Origin of the sequence: Salegentibacter sp. BDJ18 (assembly GCF_017579965.1) — a bacterium.
Lineage (GTDB): Bacteria > Bacteroidota > Bacteroidia > Flavobacteriales > Flavobacteriaceae > Salegentibacter.
Map to the genome: position 1 here is coordinate 345,649 of NZ_JAFLQX010000002.1, position 20,230 is coordinate 365,878.

Genomic DNA, 20,230 nt, shown 5'->3' on the forward strand with positions numbered 1-20,230 from the left:
TCAACAGATTGCTTCAGTAGTACCTCCTTCGCAATGACGTTAAGCAACAAGAATCCGTCATTGCGAGCGACGAAGGAGCGCGGCAATCTTATGTAATCTATCCTAAAATCATATCTCTCGAAAGATCAATCCAGTCTGGATTCTGAGCGTTTATAAGCTTTTCTTTTCGGGCTCGGTTTCCACCTTTGATTTTCTTTTCAAATTCAATCGCCTGATTCATTTCGGTAAACTCCTGAACATAAACTAGTTTCTCGCAGTTATATTTAGCAGCAAAACCTTTGTTCACTTTACTCTTGTGCTCAAACATCCTTTTTTGAAGGTTGGAAGTAACTCCGGTATAAAGAACAGTATTGTTTTTATTGGTTAGAATATATACCCAGGAATATTTCATTTTATAAAATTAAAAACCTGCTGTGGTTAGAGTAATAAGGGAATTCACTAAAAATCAGGATGAGATTGCTTCAGCTGCAAAAAAGCAGCTTCGCAATGACGTTTCAAGTTACAATCGTCATTGCGAGCGACGAAGGAGCGCAGCAATCTGTTCTTTTTAAACTAAAGCACACTCCAGCTCACTCTTTTCAATTCAAATGATTGCTTCAGTTGCAAAAAGCAACTTCGCACTGACGTACTTCAAGCGAGGAAGGCAACAGCCTGACGTGGCAATCTGTTCTATTTAAACTGGACCAAGTTCAAAGCGACCATTGTTTTCAATTCAAAAGATTGCTTCCGTCGTACCTCCTTCGCAATGACGGCAATAAAAAAATCCGTTCCCCAATACCAGGAAACGGATTCTTCAGATTATATAATCTTCAAACTTTTAACCTACAATATTTACAATTTTTCCGGGTATCACAATTATTTTTTTAGGTGTTCTTCCGTCTAATTGTTTCTGAGTTCTTTCATCTGCCATTACGGTTTTTTCGATTTCATCTTTTGGCATATCCAGTGGCAATTCCATTGTAAAACGCATTTTCCCATTGAAAGAAACCGGGTAGTTTTTAGTGCTTTCTACCAAATATTTTTCTTCAAAAATCGGATATTCAGCAGTTACTACAGATTCTGAGTTTCCTAATTTATTCCAAAGTTCTTCTGAAATATGAGGCGCATAAGGCGCAAGTAAAATAACAAGTGGCTCCAGGACTTCCCTACTGTTGCATTTCTGTGCCGAAAGCTCATTTACACAAATCATAAAAGTAGAAACCGAAGTATTAAAACTGAATTCTTCGATATCTTCAGTAACCTTTTTAATGGTTTTATGCAGACTTTTTAAAGAATCGGCTGAAGCTTTTTCTTCTGAAACTTCAAATTGCTCGCCGTTGTGATAGAGTTTCCAAAGCTTCTTAAGGAAGTTATGCACTCCTGTAATTCCTGCAGTATTCCAGGGCTTTGCCTGTTCTAGAGGCCCGAGGAACATTTCGTACATTCTCAACGTATCGGCTCCATAATCTTCACAAATATCATCGGGGTTAACCACGTTGTATTTGGATTTAGACATTTTTTCGACTTCGCGAGAAACTTTTACTACTCCATTTGAGTCAACAAATGGAGGCTTGTTATCATCATTAGACTGCCATTCCTGAAATTGCTCTACATCTAATTCATCTTGAAGATTAACAAATTCCACAGGGGCATGAATTTTATTAATAGTAAATTTTATTTTATTTATATCAAAACCTACTTTTTTAAATTCGTTCTCAAGATCAGCAGAAACGTTATTAATTGTTTCAGGAAGTTTATAAATATCACCTGTTATCGAGTTATAAGAAATCCTATTTTCAATGAGATCAAATGAAATAATTCTATTTTTGAAAAAATATTCAAATAAATCATCAAATACCGCAATTTGGTAGTTCAATTTTTCCTCTTCTAATTTTTCGTCGAAATCATAGAATCCTTCATTTATTCTATGTGTAAAAGCACTCTGTCCCAAAATCATTCCCTGGTTGATCAACTTTTTAAAAGGCTCTTCAACCGAAAGATAACCACGGTCTCGCAAAAACTTAGTCCAGAAACGGGAATACAATAAATGCCCGGTGGCGTGTTCGCTTCCGCCTATATATAAATCTACATTTTCCCAGTAGTTTTGAGCTTCTTCAGAAACAAATTCCTCAGTATTTCCAGCATCCATATAACGGAAAAGATACCAGCTGCTTCCAGCCCAACCCGGCATGGTATTCAGCTCTAATGGAAAAAACGTTTCATCGTCAATTTTCTCATTACAAACCACCTCGTTAGATTTTGTATCCCAGGCCCAGGTAGTGGCGTTGCCTAATGGGGGTTCGCCGGTTTCGGTTGGCAGGTATTTTTCAACTTCGGGAAGTCGCAAGGGTAAATGCTTAGAGTCGATCATCTGCGGCATTCCGTTTACGTAATAAACAGGAAATGGCTCTCCCCAATAGCGCTGGCGGCTAAATACCGCATCGCGCAATCTATAATTTGTTTTTCCGTAACCGTGACCGGTTTTTTCCAGTTCCAGAATCACTTTTTGCAGCGCTTCTTTATATTCCAATCCGCTAAGGAAATCGGAATTTGCGATTACCGTTCCTTCTTTTCCGGAGAAAGCAGCCTCAGAAATATCGGCGTTTTCAAAAATATTTGGAATTGGAATTTCAAAATGCTTAGCGAAATCGTAATCCCGCTGGTCCCCACAAGGTACGGCCATTACAGCCCCGGTTCCATAACCGGCAAGCACATAATCCCCAATCCAGATTGGTACCGGTTCTTTGGTGAAAGGATGCTCGGCATAAGCGCCCGTAAACACACCGGTTATGCTTTTTACATCGGCCATACGTTCACGCTCACTTCTTTTTGCACTGGCAGCGATATAGGCTTCAACTTCTTCTTTTTGCTGTGGCGTAGTGATCTTTTTAACCAAATCGTGTTCCGGCGCCAAAGTCATAAAACTTACGCCAAAAATAGTATCAGGTCGGGTAGTAAAAACTGAAATCCTTTTTTGATGTTCAGCGAGGCTTCCATCATCTTTTACTTTTTTCAGGGTCTCACCATATAAATTGAAATGCACCATTGCCCCAACCGATTTCCCGATCCAGTTACGCTGACTCTCCTTCAAGCTTTCGGTCCAGTCCAGTTGATCTAAACCTTGTAACAAACGTTCTGAAAATGCTGAAATTCGCATACTCCATTGGGTCATTTTTTTTCGCACTACGGGATAGCCACCACGCTCTGAAACTCCGTTTACAATCTCGTCGTTAGCTAAAACGGTTCCCAGTTGAGGGCACCAGTTTACTTCGGTTTCAGCTAAATAGGTAAGTCTGTATTTTAATAATATTCTTTGCTTTTCTTCAGAAGAAAAATTATTCCAGCTATCTGCAGAAAAATCTTCTATATCATCATCGCAGGCAGCATTTACCCGGGAATTCCCTTCCGAAGCAAAAATTTCTTCTAATTCTGAAATTGCCCTGGACTTTTCAGCTTCCATATCATACCAGGATTCAAAAAGCTGGATAAATATCCACTGTGTCCATTTGTAATATTCGGGGTCACTGGTGCGCACTTCCCTACTCCAATCAAAAGAAAAACCTATTTTATCGAGTTGCTCGCGGTATCTTTTAATGTTCTTCGCCGTGGTAAGCGCAGGATGTTGCCCGGTTTGAATTGCATATTGCTCGGCAGGCAAGCCAAAACTATCGTAACCCTGTGGGTGCAAAACATTAAAACCTTTGTGACGTTTGTAGCGCGCATAGATATCACTGGCAATATAACCTAAAGGATGCCCAACATGAAGTCCGGCACCAGAAGGATATGGAAACATATCCAGCACGTAATATTTTGGTTTATCTGATGAATTGCTGGCACGAAAAGTTTGATTCTCGGCCCAGTAGTTTTGCCATTTGGCTTCAATTTCGTTAAAGTTGTAACTCATTGTTATATTTTTCTTACCTGCTAATTACGCGCAACGCGACTTTTTATTAATGCCTGCAAATTTACAATTTTAAACCACTTATGGGAATTTAGGTGTAATGGATTAGAAGATAAGTTTCTATCGGAAACAAATCTTATAATAACAAACAGAAACAGTTTTAAGACTTCCTTAATGCAGCTTATCCTATTATTTCAGTAGATTTATAGGGAAATGGTGATTTCAAGGGCTATGATTTTAAATTTTCATAAAAAAATCATCCTAAAATTCACTAAAAAACAACCTGGTTAAATCAATAATCTTTCAAAGATTTTTATATGAACGTAATACACGTAAGCGCTGAATGCTACCCAATTGCAAAGGTTGGTGGTTTGGGAGATGTAGTTGGTTCTTTACCAAAATACCAGTCTGAAGCTGGTGTTGACGCTAAGGTAATTATGCCATTTTATAATAATAAATTTAGTGCAGCTCACAGTTTTAAAAGTATTTATGAATCAGAATTGGTTTTGGGCGAAGAGATTTATCCATATAAAATTCTGAAATTAAAAGAAGAGGTTTTAGATATTAACGTGCTGTTTGTAGATATCCCAAAGCTCTTATTTAAAAATTTCGTGTATTCCGATGATGACACCGCCCGTTTTACCGCTTTCCAAATTGCGGTAATGGATTGGTTACTTACTTTAAAAGAAAAACCGTCTATAATTCACTGTCACGACCATCATACGGGATTAATTCCGTTTATGGCGCAGGAATGTTTTAAATATGAATCCCTGAATCAAATTCCGGTTATTATCACAATTCATAACGCCCAATATCAGGGTTGGTTTTCGCACGATAAAGTGCATTACCTCCCGGCTTTTGATATTTCTAATAACGGTTTACTAGATTGGGATGGCGTAATAAACCCTTTAGCGGCAGGCATAAAATGCGCATGGCGGGTAACTACGGTTTCCCCGAGTTATATGGAAGAATTGCAACAGGCTGCGAATGGATTGGAAAGTTTATTGAGTCACGAAAATAAAAAATGTGTTGGAATTCTAAACGGAATTGATACTGAAGTTTGGAATCCTGAAACCGACGAGTTTATCGAAAAAAATTATTCGGCTAAAAATATTCAAACCGGAAAAACAGCTAATAAAAAATGGCTGTGTAAAGAATTTGGTTTTTCGGCTTCAAAGCCCTTATTCGCTTTTATTGGAAGACTGGTTTACGAAAAAGGAGCCGATTTACTACCCACAGTTTTAGAGGAAATTCTTTCAAAAAAAGAATGCAACATTCTCATTTTAGGTTCTGGAAACTCTGAAGTAGAAAGGGATTTAGAAAATTTGAAGAAAAAATATAAAGGGGTTTATAATGTTTTTATTGGTTACGATGAAAAGCTTTCGCACCTCATCTACGCCGGGGCAGATTTCTTATTAATGCCTTCCCGCGTAGAACCCTGCGGACTCAATCAATTATACTCCCTTCGCTACGGAACCATTCCCTTAGTGCGAAGTATTGGTGGCTTAAAAGACACTGTAATAGATATTGAAGATGGCGGATTTGGATTTTCTCACGCTGAAGCTTCAGAAATAGATATTTCTAAAACCATAAATAGGGCCGTACAATTCTACAAGGAAGAGCGTACCTTTAAGAAAACCAGGAAATACATAATGAGCATTGACCATTCCTGGAATGTTTCGGCTAAACAATATATTGATTTGTATAACTCCTTAAAAAGCGGCTAATTATGTTAAACGACAAAGTATTATCGGTTATTCTTGGAGGCGGCCAGGGCACCAGGCTTCACCCATTAACAGAAAGTAGATCTAAACCCGCCGTGCCAATTGCGGGTAAATACCGCCTGGTAGATATTCCAATTTCCAACTGTATTAACTCCAACATTAAAAGAATGTATGTGTTAACTCAGTTTAATTCGGCGTCGTTAAATAAGCATATTAAAAACACGTTTCACTTCAGCTTTTTTAGTTCGGCTTTTGTAGATGTTTTAGCGGCAGAGCAAACACCACACAACAAAACCTGGTACCAGGGCACGGCAGATGCGGTTAGACAGGGAATGCATCATTTTAAAAAGCATAAATTCGATTATTTCCTAATCCTTTCCGGCGATCAATTATATCATATGGATTATAATTTAATGGTTCAGCAGCATATAGATACTGGCGCCGATATTACTATTGGTACTGTACCCGTAAATGCAAAAGAAGCCCCGAGCTTTGGGATTATGAAAACCGACCAGGATAACAATATCACTTCATTTATAGAAAAACCGAAATCTGATCTTTTACCCGACTGGACTTCCCCGGTAGGCCCCGAAATGGAAGCTGAAGGCAGAAATTATCTCGGCTCTATGGGAATTTACGTGTTTAACCGGGAATTGTTGGTAAAATTAATGGACGATGAGAGTACGGTAGATTTTGGTAAAGAAATAATTCCGCAGGCTATAGGAAATAAAAAGGTTTGCGGTTATCAATTTGAAGGTTACTGGACCGATATTGGAAACATAGAATCTTTTTTTGAAGCAAATATCGGCCTGACGGACGATATCCCTAAATTCAATCTATATGATATGGAAAACAGGGTTTATACGCGAGCACGGATTCTTCCCACTTCAAAAATTTCTGGTACTAATTTGAAAAAAGCGGTTATTGCTGAAGGCTGTATTATTCACGCTAAAGAAATTGAATCTTCGGTAATTGGAGTGAGATCCAGAATTGGAAAAGGTTCAGTTATAAAAAATTGTTATATGATGGGAACCGATTTTTATGAATCTTTAGAAGAAATTGAAGGGAATAATATTGAAATCCTGGCCGGGATAGGGGAAAATTGCAACATTCAAAATGCAATAATCGATAAAAATTGTAGAGTTGGAGACAATACTACCATAAACGGTGGCCCACATTTAGAAGATGATGAAACCGATGCTTACGTAATTAAAGAAGGAATTGTAGTGCTTAAAAAAGAAGCAGTACTTCCCCCTGGAACAACCATAGGATAGTATGACAAAAGTTATAACGCACAGTTTATTTTCAGAATTTGATATTAACCTGTTTAAATCGGGTAAGCATTTTCGTCTTTACGAGAAATTTGGATCGCATCCCATTACGCTTAATAAGCTTAAAGGAACTTATTTTTCGGTTTGGGCACCCGGCGCCAAAAAGGTTTCAGTAATTGGCGATTTTAATTCCTGGAAAGATGGCGAACATCTACTAAACGTGCGTTGGGACGGTAGCGGTATTTGGGAAGGTTTTATTCCCAATGTCGAAAAAGGGAATTTATATAAATATAAAATCCATAGTCACCATAATAGCATTATTACTGAAAAGGCCGATCCTTATGCCAGGCGCTGTGAACATCCGCCAAATACAGCTTCGGTAGTTTGGGAAGACAGTTATGAGTGGAAAGATAAATCCTGGCTTGAAAAACGAAAAAAACATAATTCATTAAACGCTCCTTTTTCGGTTTACGAAGTACATTTATCTTCCTGGAAGAAAAAAACTGAAGAAAACCGGTCACTTTCTTACTGGGAACTCGCCACCGATTTAGTTTCCTATGTAAAGGAAATGGGATTTACGCACGTAGAGTTTATGCCTATTATGGAATATCCATACGACCCAAGTTGGGGATATCAAATCACCGGATATTTCGCGCCAACCTCGCGATTCGGCTATCCCGATGAATTTAAATATTTAGTAGACAAACTTCACGAAAATGATATTGGAGTGATCCTGGATTGGGTACCTTCTCATTTTCCGGAAGACAGCCACGGACTCGGTTATTTTGACGGAACACACCTTTATGAACATCCCGATCCAAAAAGAGGTTACCATCCCGATTGGAAAAGTTTGATCTTTAATTATAACCGAAACGAGGTACGGGCATTTTTGATTAGTAACGCTTTATACTGGCTAGAGCAATTTCATATTGACGGGATTCGGGTAGATGCCGTGGCTTCTATCTTGTACCTGGATTATTCCCGGGAAGAAGGCGAATGGGAACCCAATCAATATGGGGGAAATCAAAACCTGGAGGCGATATCGTTTTTAGAAGAATTAAACAAAGAAGTTTACGCCTCTTATCCAGACGTACAAACTATTGCCGAAGAATCTACTGCTTATAGCGGAGTTTCAAAACCGGTATTTCTCGGCGGACTCGGTTTTGGGATGAAATGGATGATGGGCTGGATGCACGATACGCTTCAGTATTTTGCTAAAGAACCCATTTACAGAAAACATCACCAAAACAACATTACTTTTTCCCTCACCTACGCATTTACCGAAAATTTTATGCTTCCGCTATCTCACGATGAAGTGGTGTATGGCAAGCATTCAATTTTAGGAAGAATGCCGGGAGATGAATGGCAACGTTTTGCCAATTTACGCTTGCTGTATGCGTATATGTTTATGCATCCGGGAACAAAATTACTGTTCCAGGGTTGTGAATTTGCACAAAGCGAAGAATGGAATTTTCAAAAGAGTTTAGACTGGCATTTACTGGAATATGATTCGCACAAAGGAATGCAGGAATTGATAAAAGCTTTAAATCAATTTTATAAATCCCAGCCTGCTTTATATGATAAGCAATTTGTGCAAGATGGTTTTGAGTGGATAGATTATAGCGATGCCGAGAATTCGGTAATTAGTTTTATTAGAAAAGGAAATACGCCGAAAGATAATTTGATTATTGTTTGTAATCTCACTCCAATTCCGCGAGAAAATTATCAAATTGGCTTACCTGAAGCAGGTGAACTTGAGGAAATCTTCAACAGCGATAAAAAAGAATATCACGGTACAGGGAAATATAAGAATCCAAGGAAAACCGTAACCTCAAAAGAATGGCAGGGTAAAAAACATTCTGCCACTATCAAACTTCCACCACTGGCGATGCTTGCTTTTAAGTATTTGGCTTAGTTAAATGAAAAACAACGATATAGTTAATAAACGCTCATAAATATTTTGTGAATACTAACTTATATATCAAAACAATTCAGTTCTTTTATTGCCCAGTAATCCATTATAAAATATGATCACCAATACCGAGTTAGAACAAAAAGGAAATGCTTTTCCATCTAGTGTAGTTTCCTTCCGTAAAGATGTGGATACACTTTATTTTACCACAGAAAATGATGTTGCATTGCAAATTACTATCCTTCGGGATGGCTTGCTTCGCTTTAGATATTCTACCACCGGGATGTTTGCTAAAGATTTTTCTTATGCAATTACCAAACACGCAAGCATAGGCTATAATCAATTAGATATTGAAGAAAAGGAGGATAATTATAACATTACCACTACCAAAATTATTTGTGAAGTTTCAAAAAAGGGTTTAAGAGTTAAGATTTATGATCGGGCAGACGGTACATTAATCAATGAAGATGAGCTGGGCTTCCATTGGGAAGAAAGTTACGAATTTGGGGGTGACATCGTAAAAATGAGTAAAGTTTCTCACGATGGAGAAAGCTATTTTGGACTTGGCGATAAACCGGGACATCTTAATTTAAAAGGAAAGCGCTTTGAAAATTGGGTAACCGATTCTTATGCTTACGGAAAAGATACCGATCCTATTTACAAAACCATTCCTTTCTACACCGGGCTTCATAATAAAAAGGCCTACGGAATTTTCTTTGACAACACCTTTAGATCTTATTTTGATTTCGCACAGGAACGGCGTTTTGTAACCAGTTTTTGGGCACAGGGAGGCGAGATGAATTATTATTTTATCTACGGCCCTAAAATGACCGATGTTGTAGAATACTATACCGATCTTACCGGAAAACCAGATTTACCACCACTTTGGGCACTTGGTTTTCATCAATGCAAATGGAGCTATTATCCTGAAAGTAAAGTAAAAGAAATCACGTCTAGATTCAGGGAATTGCAAATTCCCTGCGATGCTATTTACCTGGATATTGATTATATGGAAGGTTTCCGCTGCTTTACCTGGAACAAAGAATATTTTCCAGATCCAAAACGAATGGTAAAGGAACTTGAAGCCGATGGTTTTAAAACCGTGGCGATTATAGATCCCGGGATTAAAATTGATAAAAATTACTGGGTTTATAAAGAGGGATTGGAAAACGATTATTTCTGCAAACGTGCCGATGGCCCTTATATAAAAGGAAAAGTTTGGCCGGGAGAGTGTTACTTCCCCGATTTCACCAATCCTAAAGTTAGGGAATGGTGGTCAGGGCTTTTCAAGGAGTTAATTGAAGATATTGGAGTAAAAGGCATCTGGAACGATATGAACGAGCCCGCGGTGATGGAAGTGCCGAATAAGACTTTTCCGCACGATGTAAGGCACGATTATGATGCAAATCCCTGCAGCCATAGGAAAGCGCATAATATCTACGGAATGCAAATGGCACGGGCCACTTACCACGGCGTGAAGAAATTTTCACATCCTAAACGCCCATTTGTAATTACAAGAGCAGCATATTCGGGAACGCAAAGATATACCTCAACCTGGACCGGAGATAATATCGCCAACTGGGAACATTTGTGGATTGCCAATGTGCAGGTACAACGCCTAGCAATGTCCGGATTTTCTTTTGCAGGAAGTGATATTGGCGGTTTCGCAGAACAACCTCACGGTGAACTTTTCACAAGATGGATTCAATTAGCAACCTTTCACCCATTTTTCAGAGTGCATTCTTCCGGAGATCACGGCGACCAGGAACCCTGGACTTTTGATGAAGATATTACCGATATTGTTCGAAAATTTATTGAATTGCGTTACCAATTACTTCCTTATCTCTACACCGCGTTTTGGGATTATACCGAAAAAGGCGTTCCGTTGATAAAATCTTTGGTGATGTTTGACCAGGAAGATGTGAACACGCACTATAGAATAGATGAATTTATTTTTGGGGATAGTATTCTTGCCTGTCCCGTAATAGAGCCAAATGCCAAAGGAAGACGTATGTATGTACCACGTGGAAATTGGTATAACTACTGGAGCGACGAATTAGTAAAAGGCGGCAAGGAAATGTGGGTAGATGCCGATATAGACAGTATGCCGGTTTTTATTAAAGAAGGTGCTATTATTCCCAAATATCCTGTTCAACAGTACGTATCAGAGAAAAAAATAGAAGAAATAACTCTTGAAGTTTATTACAAAAAAGGTAAGGAAGATTCTCAATTCTTTGAAGATGCGCACGATGGATACGATTATACTAAAGGGCGTTTCTGCTTAAGGAGTTTTAAACTTACCGGAAGGAAAAACCAGTTAATTATTCAGCAGCATAAAGAAGGCTCTTTTGAAAGCGATTGCAAAAATTTCAAATTAAAAATCCACGGATTGCCGTTTGAAATAAAAACTATTCAGCTGGATAATGAAACTAAATCATTGGAGCATTTACAGGTTAACGGGTGTCTCACAATGATTATTGATGAAAACTTTACAGAATTAGATTTCAATGGAGAAAACGGGGAATAGCTAATTATTTCGCGCTTCCATTTCCATAGGCAATAAACACTCGTAGATCATTTTATTTACGGGTGTTGCAAGGCCTAATTTTTCGGCTTCTTTTACTATAAATCCGTTGAAATTTTCTAATTCTGAAGGCCGGCCCGCCATGATATCACGTTGCGTGGAAGCGGTAGTTCCCGGGGGCTGATTTTGAATAATTTCAAAAGCTTTTTCCAGGTGTTCGTCTGCTAACGGTATTCCTTTAGCATTAGCAACTAACTTAATTTCCTGAGCGGTTTTTTGTAAAAGTTCATATAAATATTCGCTTTCCCTTATTTTATCTATGGAAACCCGTGTTAATCCGCCAAGACCACTTACGGTAGCTATGAAGAGGAATTTTTTCCAAATTTCCAGCTGAATATTTTCAGGAATAAAACTGGTGATTTCAGCCTTATCCAATACCTTTTTTAATTGCTGAATTCTTTCTGAATTTGAATTATCAATCTCACCAAAAGTGATTCGGGGTTCAAAAGAAACGTGTTTTATTTTTCCGGGGTTTTCTACAAAACTCACAATATGGCAGAGGCCAGCAAGTATATTTTTCTTCGGAAGAATTTCCTGTAATTTTTCAACATTATTTGCACCGTTTTGTAGCGGTAACACCATCGTTTCAGTTGAAATTATGGGTTTCAATTGGCTCGCCACTTCAGGAATTTGCCAGGATTTCACACCTAAAATCACCAAATCTGGAGTAGAAACTTCGGCTAAATTATCGGTTGCCAAATCAGTCTTTACTTTAAAATTCCCATTGATACTTTCAACTTCGAGCCCGTTTTTCTTAATTGCTTCCAAATGTTTTCCGCGGGCAATCATCGTTACATCATAACCAGCCTGGGCGAGCTTTCCGCCAAAATAACCACCAACACCACCAATTCCGAAGATTAAAATTTTCATATTATTTGTGCTTTTTCATTGCAAAATAGAATTAACCTACCTTTCCTGCAAGGATGTAAAATTTGGTCTTTTAAAATAAGCCAGGATTTTAAACTTATTATAATCTCTAAGTTATTAAACATGTTAGAAGGTAAAACAAGTTCAGCTTGACGAAATTAGGTTTTTTAGAGACAACTTATAGATATTTCTGGGATTCCTGACTAAAATATTTTTTGTACTTGCTAATTTTTTCAAACTTTAAACGTTTTAAAGATATTGCAAGCTTATCTTTTTTATTTTTACAAAAAATCTAAGGTCACCTATGAGCACATCTTTTGAAAAGTACCAAAGACGTCGATTAATTTCGTCTTATTTTTCGGTAGTGATTAGTATTGCTTTAGTACTTTTTTTATTGGGAATGTTGGGATTACTGGTTTTAAACACCAAAAAAGTAGCCGATCATTTTAAAGAGCAAATTGCGCTCACCGTATATTTAAAAGATACCGCCAAAGAGGTTGAGATAGAACAACTCAAGAAAAGCCTGGCAATGGCAGATTATACAAAATCTACCACTTATGTTTCTAAAGAGGAAGCCGCCGAGGCCCATAGTAAGGAAATAGGCGAAGATTTTATGGAGTTTTTAGGCTATAATCCTTTACAAAATTCTATTGATGTATATATGAATGCCGATTTTGTTTCTGGTGAACAGGTAGATGAAATAGCAGCCGATCTTACTTCTAAAAACTTTGTTGATGAAGTAATTTATGATAAACCCCTTATTGCACTTTTAAACGAAAATGTAAAGAAAATTAGTTTCTGGGTGCTAATTGCCAGCGGAGTTTTCACCTTTATCGCGGTATTGCTTATAAACAGTTCTATTAGACTTTCTGTTTATTCTAAACGATTTATTATTAAAACCATGCAAATGGTAGGCGCTACCAAAGGTTTTATTCGCAGGCCATTTATTTGGCAAAGTGTAAAACTGGGAATAATTGGCGCCATAATAGCACTTATTGGTATGGCCGGGGCACTCTATTATCTTAACAATAGCTTCCCACAACTCTCATTAACTTCAGATGTAAAATTACTCGCCGCTTTGTTTGTAGGCGTTTTCGTTATGGGAATCCTTATTACCTGGCTAAGTACATTTTTTGCTACTTCACGGTTCTTAAACCTAAAAACCGACGAGCTTTATTACTAATAAGCTTGCTTTAGACTTCTTTTTTCTCAGAAATAGGACTAATTCAGAATAATTTTCTAATTTTTTTCGGCTAAAATATCTTTATATATTTGATAATCGCAAACGTTTTAGTAAGCGAAACCCCTTGTAAACACTATAAAGTTCCTTATCGTGTCTCCTAAAAATCATTTAAATAAACATTCTCAAAACTGACTCTCGTCATAGATTCTGCTGCATTTCTGCCCCAACTTTGTATCAAACTTAAAAACCTAATATCATGAAAGTTTTAAAATCATATCAAGTAATTCTTACAGGCGTATTTTTTATGTTGCTAACCGCAGGCAGCATGTTCGGACAAAATTTCAAAATGGATAATTCTTCTGAAATTATTGTTGAAGGAACCTCTAATATCCACGATTGGGAAATGAAGGCAACCTCAAAACAAGGAGGTGCAACCATTACCACTGAAGATGGGAAATTAACAGGCATTTCAAAACTTCAGGTAAGCGTTCCTGCTGAAAGCCTGGAAAGTGGAAAGGGCGGAATGGACAAAAATGCTTACAAAGCACTTAATACCAATAAACATAAAAACATCGAATTTAAGTTAGACGAGGTTAAGAAGATTGAAGCCAACGGCAGCAACTCTTACAAAGTAAATGGCCTTGCAACTTTAAAAATTTCGGGAGTTTCTAAACAAGTACCGGTAGAATTCACTGCTAAGCTTAACGGAAACAAATTGGAAATAAACGGCGAAGAAAGCCTTAATATGACCAATTACAAAATTGACCCTCCTACTGCTATGTTTGGAACAATTACCACCGGCGAGGAAGTAACTATTAAATTCAAATCTACATTTTCTAAATAACTATTCAATTTTAAAAATTATCACAATGAAAAATTCAATCAAATACTTCGGCTTAATTGCATTCGTTCTTTTTGGCTTGCAAATGCAGGCACAGGACAGAGACCTGGATAACTATAGAGCTCCAGATAAAAGAGGAATCAACGTTTTTGAGGCTCCTAAAGATACCATCACAGATTTTGATGGTGTAAAAGTAAGAGTTGGTGGAGCATCTACCATGCAGTTCCAGGCACTTGATCACGAATCTTCAGGACAATGGTCTAATGAAGATGGCAGTGTAGGAAGATTACCAGAAATAGGCGCAAACTTTAACCTGCCTACTGCTAACCTTGACCTTGATGTTGCACTTTACGATGGAGTTAGAATGCACCTTAGAACATACCTATCTTCTCGTAACCACCCAGATACATACGTGAAAGACGGGTATATCCAAATTGACAAACTGGAGTTTGTACGTCCAGGCTTTATGGAAGACCTAATGAACAAAGTGACTATTAAAATTGGTCATATGGAGAACAACTATGGTGATGCTCACTTTAGAAGAACCGATAACGCACAAGCTATTTACAACCCATTTGTAGGTAACCTTATTATGGATGCTTTCACTACCGAAGTTGGTGCTGAAGTTTACTACCGAAGCAATGGATTTATTGGAATGGTTGGAGCTACCAACGGTAAATTAAATCAATCTGTTGTGAATCCCGATGCTAATGGAGTATCATGGTTAGCTAAATTAGGATACGACAACCAGCAATTTGTTGGTGCAGATGATCTAAGATTTAGATTAACAGGTTCTGTATACCACACTAACCGTGTAGCAAGCTCTTACCTTTATGGTGGAGACCGTGCAGGATCTAGATACTACGATGTTATGGGAGAAGGTTTTGCCTCTGGTAGATACAACCCTCGCTATGGAAATGAAATTACTGCCTTTATGGTAAACCCATTCTTAAAGTATGGCGGACTTGAATTCTTCGGAACTTTTGAAAGATCTAGCGGAAAACAACTATCTCAAACTGAAGACCGTACTTTCACTCAACTTGCAGGAGAGCTTATCTACAGATTTGGACAGAACGAGAACTTCTACGTAGCTGGACGTTATAACACTGTAAATGGTGACCACGCAAGCGGTGATGAAATTGACATCAATAGAGTTCAGGCCTCTGCTGGATGGTTTATGACTAAAAACATTCTTGCTAAGGTTGAATATGTAAACCAACAGTATGATGGGTACAATACAAGTTCACCTTTACACGGAGGACAATTCAACGGACTTATGCTAGAAGCAGCGATTAGTTTTTAAGTTGAATGTTGAGCCCCGGTTGCTTTCTCACACGAGATTCACCGGGGCTTTTTATCTCCTGTTGCCAACCATTTCTTAACCAGAATTCAATTACTTATCTTTATAGAAATGCCCTAAATTAAACCAGGATGAAAACTTATATTTCTTTACTTTTTATATTATTTTTTACTATTACGGGAGTAGCGCAAACCGGTTTGGAAACCAAAAAAATTGATATTCTTCCAGATAGTCACTTAAGCATTAAAGGCACCACCAATATCAACGATTTTGAATGTGATTTTAATACCCTTAGGTTTAAAAATGAAACTTTTAAAGTGCATTATACAGAGAAAGGTGAAATTCTTCATTTTAAGAATAGTGTTTTACCCCTGGAAAATGTAAATTTTGATTGTGGCAACCGAAAAATAAATAAAGACTTTCACGAACTTCTAAAATCTAAAGAACATCCTGAAATCCTCCTTAAACTAAAGAAAATAGATATGAGCGAGGAAGGAAACTCTATTGTAACCATAGGCTTCACCATTGCAGGAGTTAATAAAGATTATAAGTTTCCGGTAGAGATTACAAGAGATAAACAACTATGTTTTGATGGGAAATTGAAGCTTAATATTAAAGATTTTAACCTGGAAGCACCCAGTAAAATCTTTGGGCTAATCGTCCTGGATGAAGTAATAGAAATTAATTTCAATTTAAACGTTAAAACCTAAAATGCTGAATCATCTAAAAATATTATCAGCTCAGGATGCGGTTGCCAAAGTAAAATCTGGTGACCGCATTTTTATTCAGGGTGCCGCAATGACGCCGGTAACCCTAATTGATGCATTATGCGATCGTTATAATGAATTGACCGATGTTGAAATAATACAAATTCATACCGAGGGAAAAGCAAAATACACCGAAGAACCTTACGCCGGTTCTTTTAGCATAAACACGTGTTTTGCTGCCGGCAACGTTAGAAATGCGGTCAATTCTAATAAAGGAACCTATATCCCCATATTTCTAAGTGAAATTCATAACCTTTTCCGCAGGGATATCTTGCCTTTAGATGTTGCTTTTATACAGGTTTCCCCACCCGATAAACACGGATATTGTTCGCTGGGAGTTTCAGTAGATATCACCTTACCCGCTATTCAAAAGGCTAAGAAAGTAATTGCGCAAATAAACCCAAATGTACCAAGAACCCACGGGGACGGAATTATTCACAGCAGCCAGATTGATGCTGCCATAGAAGTGAATCAACCTATTTTTGCTACCAGTGTTACTGCTCCTACCGAAATTGAAAGACAAATTGGTAAACATGTAGCCGAACTAATTGATGATGGCGCTACCCTCCAAATGGGAATTGGTGGTATTCCCAATGTAGTTTTAAATAATCTTCAAAACCACAAAAACCTGGGAATCCATACTGAAATGTTTTCTGACGGAATTTTGCCATTGGTAAAATCGGGAGTAATTACCGGGGCAAATAAGGAAATAAAAACCGGAAAACTGGTGACCTGTTTTGCCATAGGTTCACCTGATTTATATGATTTTATTGATGATAATCCTATTGTGCATTTTAAGGAAGCGGCTTATACAAACGATACGGCTATAATTAGACAAAATCCTAAAGTAACCGCTATAAATTCGGCTATAGAAATAGATCTTACCGGCCAGGTTTGTGCCGATACTATTGGGAAATATCAATTCTCTGGAGTTGGCGGGCAAATGGATTTTATAAGAGGAGCAGCACTTTCTGAAGGTGGCAAACCTATTATTGCAATGCCATCTATCACCAAAAACGGTATTTCCAAGATTGTGCCTTTTCTAAAAGAAGGAGCCGGCGTAACCACAACCAGGGCACACGTGCATTATATTGCCACAGAATATGGTGTTGTAAATCTCTATGGAAAAAACCTGAAACAAAGAGCTAAAGAACTTATTTCTATAGCGCATCCAGACCATAGGGAGCAATTAGAGAAAGAATCACATAATCAATTTAGATAGAAGTACTTAAAATGATTTTAAAGCCTGGAGAAATTCAATTTTTCCAGGCTTTTTTAATTCAATTATGATTATGCTCATAAGATTCCAGCAGCTTCAACCTTAATTTTACCTCACATTTAAAATTAAAAACTATGAAACTTTACAAAACTTTGCTGGCCGATTTTGAGGAAATGAGTTTAGGATATTCTGCAATTGGTATTATCGCATCCAGTTGTTTAGGATCCGTGGCTGCAATGCTAATTTTAATGAATGGGCATTCATTTCTGGATATGCTTCAGCTTTTTATAGTAGTGGTGGTTTGTATGGGGTTTAATACCGTAATTTTAGCCCAGTTTAAATCAAAAATTATATTTAATGCACTTTTGATAAGTCTTGCAATATCCTCTATCTTTATTCTAATAAATATTTTCTAAAAGCTTTTTATGAAAAATGATATTAAAACCCGGGATGATGTGTTTCTACTGGTTTCCGGATTTTATAAAAAAGTAAGGAAAAATCCTGAAATTGGCCATTTTTTCAATGAGGTAATAAAAGACTGGGATGCCCATCTCGAAAAGTTAACCGATTTTTGGGAAAGCAATCTCTTTTTTAAAGCAACCTATAAAGGCAATCCCCAAAAAGCGCACATAAAAGTAGACCAGGAAAACAATCAGGAGATTTCCAATTACCATTTTGGGATCTGGCTAAACTTATGGTTTGAGACTATAGACGAATTACATGAAGGTGAGCTCGCTAACCGCGCAAAAAATAACGCCAGGAAGATGTCTTCACATTTATATTTAAAGATGTTTCAGGCTAGAAAATAGGTTATATAAAAACTGTCTAAAAAAGTTTTAAACCGCCATTCTCCCAAAACCCCCGGAATATTTCAAAATTTAGGTCGTTTTAATCCACACATTTTAGATTCCCGAAGCGAATTGGGGATAAAGACTGAAATCAAATCAGCTGGACGAAATTAGAACTTTCCAGGTTCCAATTTTAGAAATCTGGACATAAAAAAAGCCCTAAAAGCTAATGCCTTTAGGGCTTTTAAAATATATTTTGATTTATAGAAAATCTACTTTCCCGGAATCTAAATTATAATAAGCCGGAACGATTTTAACTTTTCCACTGTCTGCAGCATCTTTAATGATGGTAGAACGTGTTTTAAGCTCTTCAGCAGTTAGCTGTGCATTTTTCTTCACAACATCATTAACAGGAGCGTCTTTACCTGAAGCAGCTATTGCAGGTGCAATGTGAGAAACAAGATGGTTTAAGTTATAACCATTATCACCTCCGTTCATAGCAGCAGTAACAGCACCACAACTTTCGTGGCCCATTACCACAATAATTTCGGTTCCAAGGTTGGCAACCGCGTATTCCATACTGGCAATTGAACTACTGTTAGCAATATTTCCTGCTACACGTACGGTAAATAATTCACCCAGGCCGGTATCAAAAGCAAGCTCAGGTACTACCCGGCTATCGGCACAACTTAGAACAATTGCATAAGGTTCCTGGCCTCTGGTTAATTCTTCCCTGCGAGATTTATCCTGTAGTTTTCCCTCTTTTTTATCGGCGGTAAAACGTTGATTACCATCTTTCAGTCTATTTAATACTTCGTCTTTAGTCATAATTTCTATTTAGAATTAATTTTTTATAAAAAAGAAGACTGGCTGAAAAAATAAAAACATCATTCTGTCCCGAATCGTCGGGAATTTTCAGAATCTAAGTTAGATTATCAAAACCTGTAAAAATACCGAAGCAAATTCGGGATAAAGACTGAAACAAGTTCAGCTTTACGGTAATTAATCTTTTCAGATATCCTCTTTAAATTGAAGTATAAACATAAGGTTTTCTGTTATCTTTAGCAAGATCACAGCGGGCTAAGGGCCTAACTTTAATAGCCTAAGGCTAAACTTTAACCAAATTTTAGAAATTTAGCCGTGAAGAATAAGCACCGGAAGGTTTTGTTTCCTTGTTTCGGTAGCCGAAAGCCTGTTTAAAAGCTTTTCAGTAATATGAAGCTGGCGGGCAAAAAACACTATAATATTGGCCTTTACATTGGCTTCTGGCCAGAACTTCCCAAAAAAATCTGATTCTTTATTTAAGGTTTTTCGGTTAAGTTTATAATTAGGCAGGTGAAGATCTTCAATTTGTGCTTCAGAATTTTTCAAATTAAATTCCCACACATCCAGGCTTACATTAGGAGAAACGGGCAAATTTTGCAATAATTGTAAAGCTTCAGTATGAACCGGAAAACGTAAATCTAAAGGAAGATACAATCTTTCCCATTGCTTAAAGCCACAATTAGGCACTACCAAGACCGGGCATTTTACTTTTTTTACCACATTACATGTATTACCGCCCAAACCCTGGAAATTAGAAGTATTTTTTCCAGATGCACCCATCACAATTAGGTCTATCCTTTTTTCGGTTACTGCCTTTCGGGTTGCGTTTATAAGATTATCGGAAAAAGGAAGAGTATAAAATGAATGGCCAGTTGCAGCAGGCTCTTTTTTAAGCCTGGCAACAAAATCTAAAAGCGCCTCATCTATTTTTGATGCCACGCCGGTAGAAGAGGCATGAAGCACATAAAATTTTGATGAGCCTGAATTTGAATTCAAGGCATAGCGTGCAGCATTATAAGCCTGGGGAGAAAAATCTGTAAGTATTAAAATATTCATAGGCTTGACCTTT

General features: G+C 37.5%; 16 protein-coding genes. 11 read left to right on the plus strand and 5 right to left on the minus strand.

The features are described from left to right. Positions 1-97 precede the first annotated feature (97 nt). Both J0871_RS02190 and J0871_RS02195 read right to left on the minus strand, forming a co-directional pair. Positions 98-391: a GIY-YIG nuclease family protein gene (locus tag J0871_RS02190; protein ID WP_208223062.1), complete on the minus strand. Its 294-nt coding sequence runs from the start codon at positions 389-391 to the stop codon at positions 98-100. 426 nt (positions 392-817) lie between these two features. Continuing rightward, positions 818-3,883, minus strand: coding sequence for a class I tRNA ligase family protein (locus tag J0871_RS02195; protein ID WP_208223064.1), 3,066 nt, complete (start codon positions 3,881-3,883; stop codon positions 818-820). Positions 3,884-4,197: 314 nt separating this feature from the next. On the opposite strand from J0871_RS02195, the gene J0871_RS02200 reads away from it, so the two are divergent. The 4 genes from J0871_RS02200 (at position 4,198) to J0871_RS02215 (ending at position 11,314) form a co-directional block, all read left to right on the plus strand. After that, entirely contained in the window at positions 4,198-5,607 is a 1,410-nt protein-coding gene (locus J0871_RS02200) for a glycogen/starch synthase (RefSeq protein ID WP_208223066.1), read from the plus strand. Positions 5,608-5,609: 2 nt separating this feature from the next. Beyond that, on the plus strand, positions 5,610-6,878 hold the full coding sequence (locus J0871_RS02205) for a glucose-1-phosphate adenylyltransferase (protein WP_208223068.1): 1,269 nt from the start codon (positions 5,610-5,612) through the stop codon (positions 6,876-6,878). A gap of 1 nt (position 6,879) precedes the next feature. Next, positions 6,880-8,790, plus strand: coding sequence for a 1,4-alpha-glucan branching protein GlgB (glgB, locus tag J0871_RS02210; protein WP_208223070.1), 1,911 nt, complete (start codon positions 6,880-6,882; stop codon positions 8,788-8,790). 112 nt (positions 8,791-8,902) lie between these two features. Further along, positions 8,903-11,314 carry a glycoside hydrolase family 31 protein gene (locus J0871_RS02215; RefSeq protein WP_208223072.1) on the plus strand — a complete coding sequence of 804 codons (2,412 nt, stop codon included), beginning with the start codon at positions 8,903-8,905 and terminating at the stop codon, positions 11,312-11,314. Here the strand turns inward: J0871_RS02215 and J0871_RS02220 are convergent, their stop codons facing one another. Then, complete coding sequence (locus J0871_RS02220; RefSeq protein ID WP_208223074.1) at positions 11,315-12,241, minus strand: 2-dehydropantoate 2-reductase; 927 nt, start codon at positions 12,239-12,241, stop codon at positions 11,315-11,317. Between the two features lie 301 nt (positions 12,242-12,542). On the opposite strand from J0871_RS02220, the gene J0871_RS02225 reads away from it, so the two are divergent. The 7 genes from J0871_RS02225 to J0871_RS02255 all read left to right on the plus strand — a co-directional run bounded on the left by J0871_RS02225 (position 12,543) and on the right by J0871_RS02255 (position 18,357). Further along, positions 12,543-13,421 (plus strand): permease-like cell division protein FtsX, encoded by an 879-nt coding sequence (locus J0871_RS02225; RefSeq protein WP_208223076.1) that lies wholly within the window; start codon positions 12,543-12,545, stop codon positions 13,419-13,421. Positions 13,422-13,677: 256 nt separating this feature from the next. Continuing rightward, complete coding sequence (locus J0871_RS02230) at positions 13,678-14,265, plus strand: YceI family protein (RefSeq protein ID WP_208223078.1); 588 nt, start codon at positions 13,678-13,680, stop codon at positions 14,263-14,265. A 25-nt stretch (positions 14,266-14,290) separates the two neighbouring features. Continuing rightward, on the plus strand, positions 14,291-15,565 hold the full coding sequence (locus tag J0871_RS02235) for a hypothetical protein (RefSeq protein ID WP_208223080.1): 1,275 nt from the start codon (positions 14,291-14,293) through the stop codon (positions 15,563-15,565). A 128-nt stretch (positions 15,566-15,693) separates the two neighbouring features. Further along, entirely contained in the window at positions 15,694-16,272 is a 579-nt protein-coding gene (locus J0871_RS02240; protein WP_208223081.1) for a YceI family protein, read from the plus strand. 1 nt (position 16,273) lies between these two features. Further along, on the plus strand, positions 16,274-17,551 hold the full coding sequence (locus J0871_RS02245) for an acetyl-CoA hydrolase/transferase family protein (protein ID WP_208223083.1): 1,278 nt from the start codon (positions 16,274-16,276) through the stop codon (positions 17,549-17,551). A gap of 131 nt (positions 17,552-17,682) precedes the next feature. After that, on the plus strand, positions 17,683-17,964 hold the full coding sequence (locus tag J0871_RS02250; RefSeq protein WP_208223085.1) for a hypothetical protein: 282 nt from the start codon (positions 17,683-17,685) through the stop codon (positions 17,962-17,964). A gap of 9 nt (positions 17,965-17,973) precedes the next feature. Then, positions 17,974-18,357 carry a group III truncated hemoglobin gene (locus J0871_RS02255; RefSeq protein WP_208223087.1) on the plus strand — a complete coding sequence of 128 codons (384 nt, stop codon included), beginning with the start codon at positions 17,974-17,976 and terminating at the stop codon, positions 18,355-18,357. 240 nt (positions 18,358-18,597) lie between these two features. On the opposite strand, the gene J0871_RS02260 is transcribed toward J0871_RS02255, so the two are convergent. Continuing rightward, a complete protein-coding gene (locus J0871_RS02260; protein ID WP_208223089.1) occupies positions 18,598-19,164 on the minus strand; it encodes a carbonic anhydrase in 567 nt (188 codons plus the stop codon). Positions 19,165-19,470: 306 nt separating this feature from the next. Next, positions 19,471-20,217 (minus strand): universal stress protein, encoded by a 747-nt coding sequence (locus tag J0871_RS02265; protein ID WP_208223090.1) that lies wholly within the window; start codon positions 20,215-20,217, stop codon positions 19,471-19,473. Positions 20,218-20,230: the final 13 nt, after the last annotated feature.

What these genes read in the sequence shown, in the direction of transcription:
- J0871_RS02190 (WP_208223062.1), bottom strand. Translation starts at nt 391, where the DNA reads ATGAAATATTCCTGGGTATATATTCTAACCAATAAAAACAATACTGTT.
- J0871_RS02195 (WP_208223064.1), bottom strand. Translation starts at nt 3,883, where the DNA reads ATGAGTTACAACTTTAACGAAATTGAAGCCAAATGGCAAAACTACTGG.
- J0871_RS02200 (WP_208223066.1), top strand. Translation starts at nt 4,198, where the DNA reads ATGAACGTAATACACGTAAGCGCTGAATGCTACCCAATTGCAAAGGTT.
- J0871_RS02205 (WP_208223068.1), top strand. Translation starts at nt 5,610, where the DNA reads ATGTTAAACGACAAAGTATTATCGGTTATTCTTGGAGGCGGCCAGGGC.
- glgB (WP_208223070.1), top strand. Translation starts at nt 6,880, where the DNA reads ATGACAAAAGTTATAACGCACAGTTTATTTTCAGAATTTGATATTAAC.
- J0871_RS02215 (WP_208223072.1), top strand. Translation starts at nt 8,903, where the DNA reads ATGATCACCAATACCGAGTTAGAACAAAAAGGAAATGCTTTTCCATCT.
- J0871_RS02220 (WP_208223074.1), bottom strand. Translation starts at nt 12,241, where the DNA reads ATGAAAATTTTAATCTTCGGAATTGGTGGTGTTGGTGGTTATTTTGGC.
- J0871_RS02225 (WP_208223076.1), top strand. Translation starts at nt 12,543, where the DNA reads ATGAGCACATCTTTTGAAAAGTACCAAAGACGTCGATTAATTTCGTCT.
- J0871_RS02230 (WP_208223078.1), top strand. Translation starts at nt 13,678, where the DNA reads ATGAAAGTTTTAAAATCATATCAAGTAATTCTTACAGGCGTATTTTTT.
- J0871_RS02235 (WP_208223080.1), top strand. Translation starts at nt 14,291, where the DNA reads ATGAAAAATTCAATCAAATACTTCGGCTTAATTGCATTCGTTCTTTTT.
- J0871_RS02240 (WP_208223081.1), top strand. Translation starts at nt 15,694, where the DNA reads ATGAAAACTTATATTTCTTTACTTTTTATATTATTTTTTACTATTACG.
- J0871_RS02245 (WP_208223083.1), top strand. Translation starts at nt 16,274, where the DNA reads ATGCTGAATCATCTAAAAATATTATCAGCTCAGGATGCGGTTGCCAAA.
- J0871_RS02250 (WP_208223085.1), top strand. Translation starts at nt 17,683, where the DNA reads ATGAAACTTTACAAAACTTTGCTGGCCGATTTTGAGGAAATGAGTTTA.
- J0871_RS02255 (WP_208223087.1), top strand. Translation starts at nt 17,974, where the DNA reads ATGAAAAATGATATTAAAACCCGGGATGATGTGTTTCTACTGGTTTCC.
- J0871_RS02260 (WP_208223089.1), bottom strand. Translation starts at nt 19,164, where the DNA reads ATGACTAAAGACGAAGTATTAAATAGACTGAAAGATGGTAATCAACGT.
- J0871_RS02265 (WP_208223090.1), bottom strand. Translation starts at nt 20,217, where the DNA reads ATGAATATTTTAATACTTACAGATTTTTCTCCCCAGGCTTATAATGCT.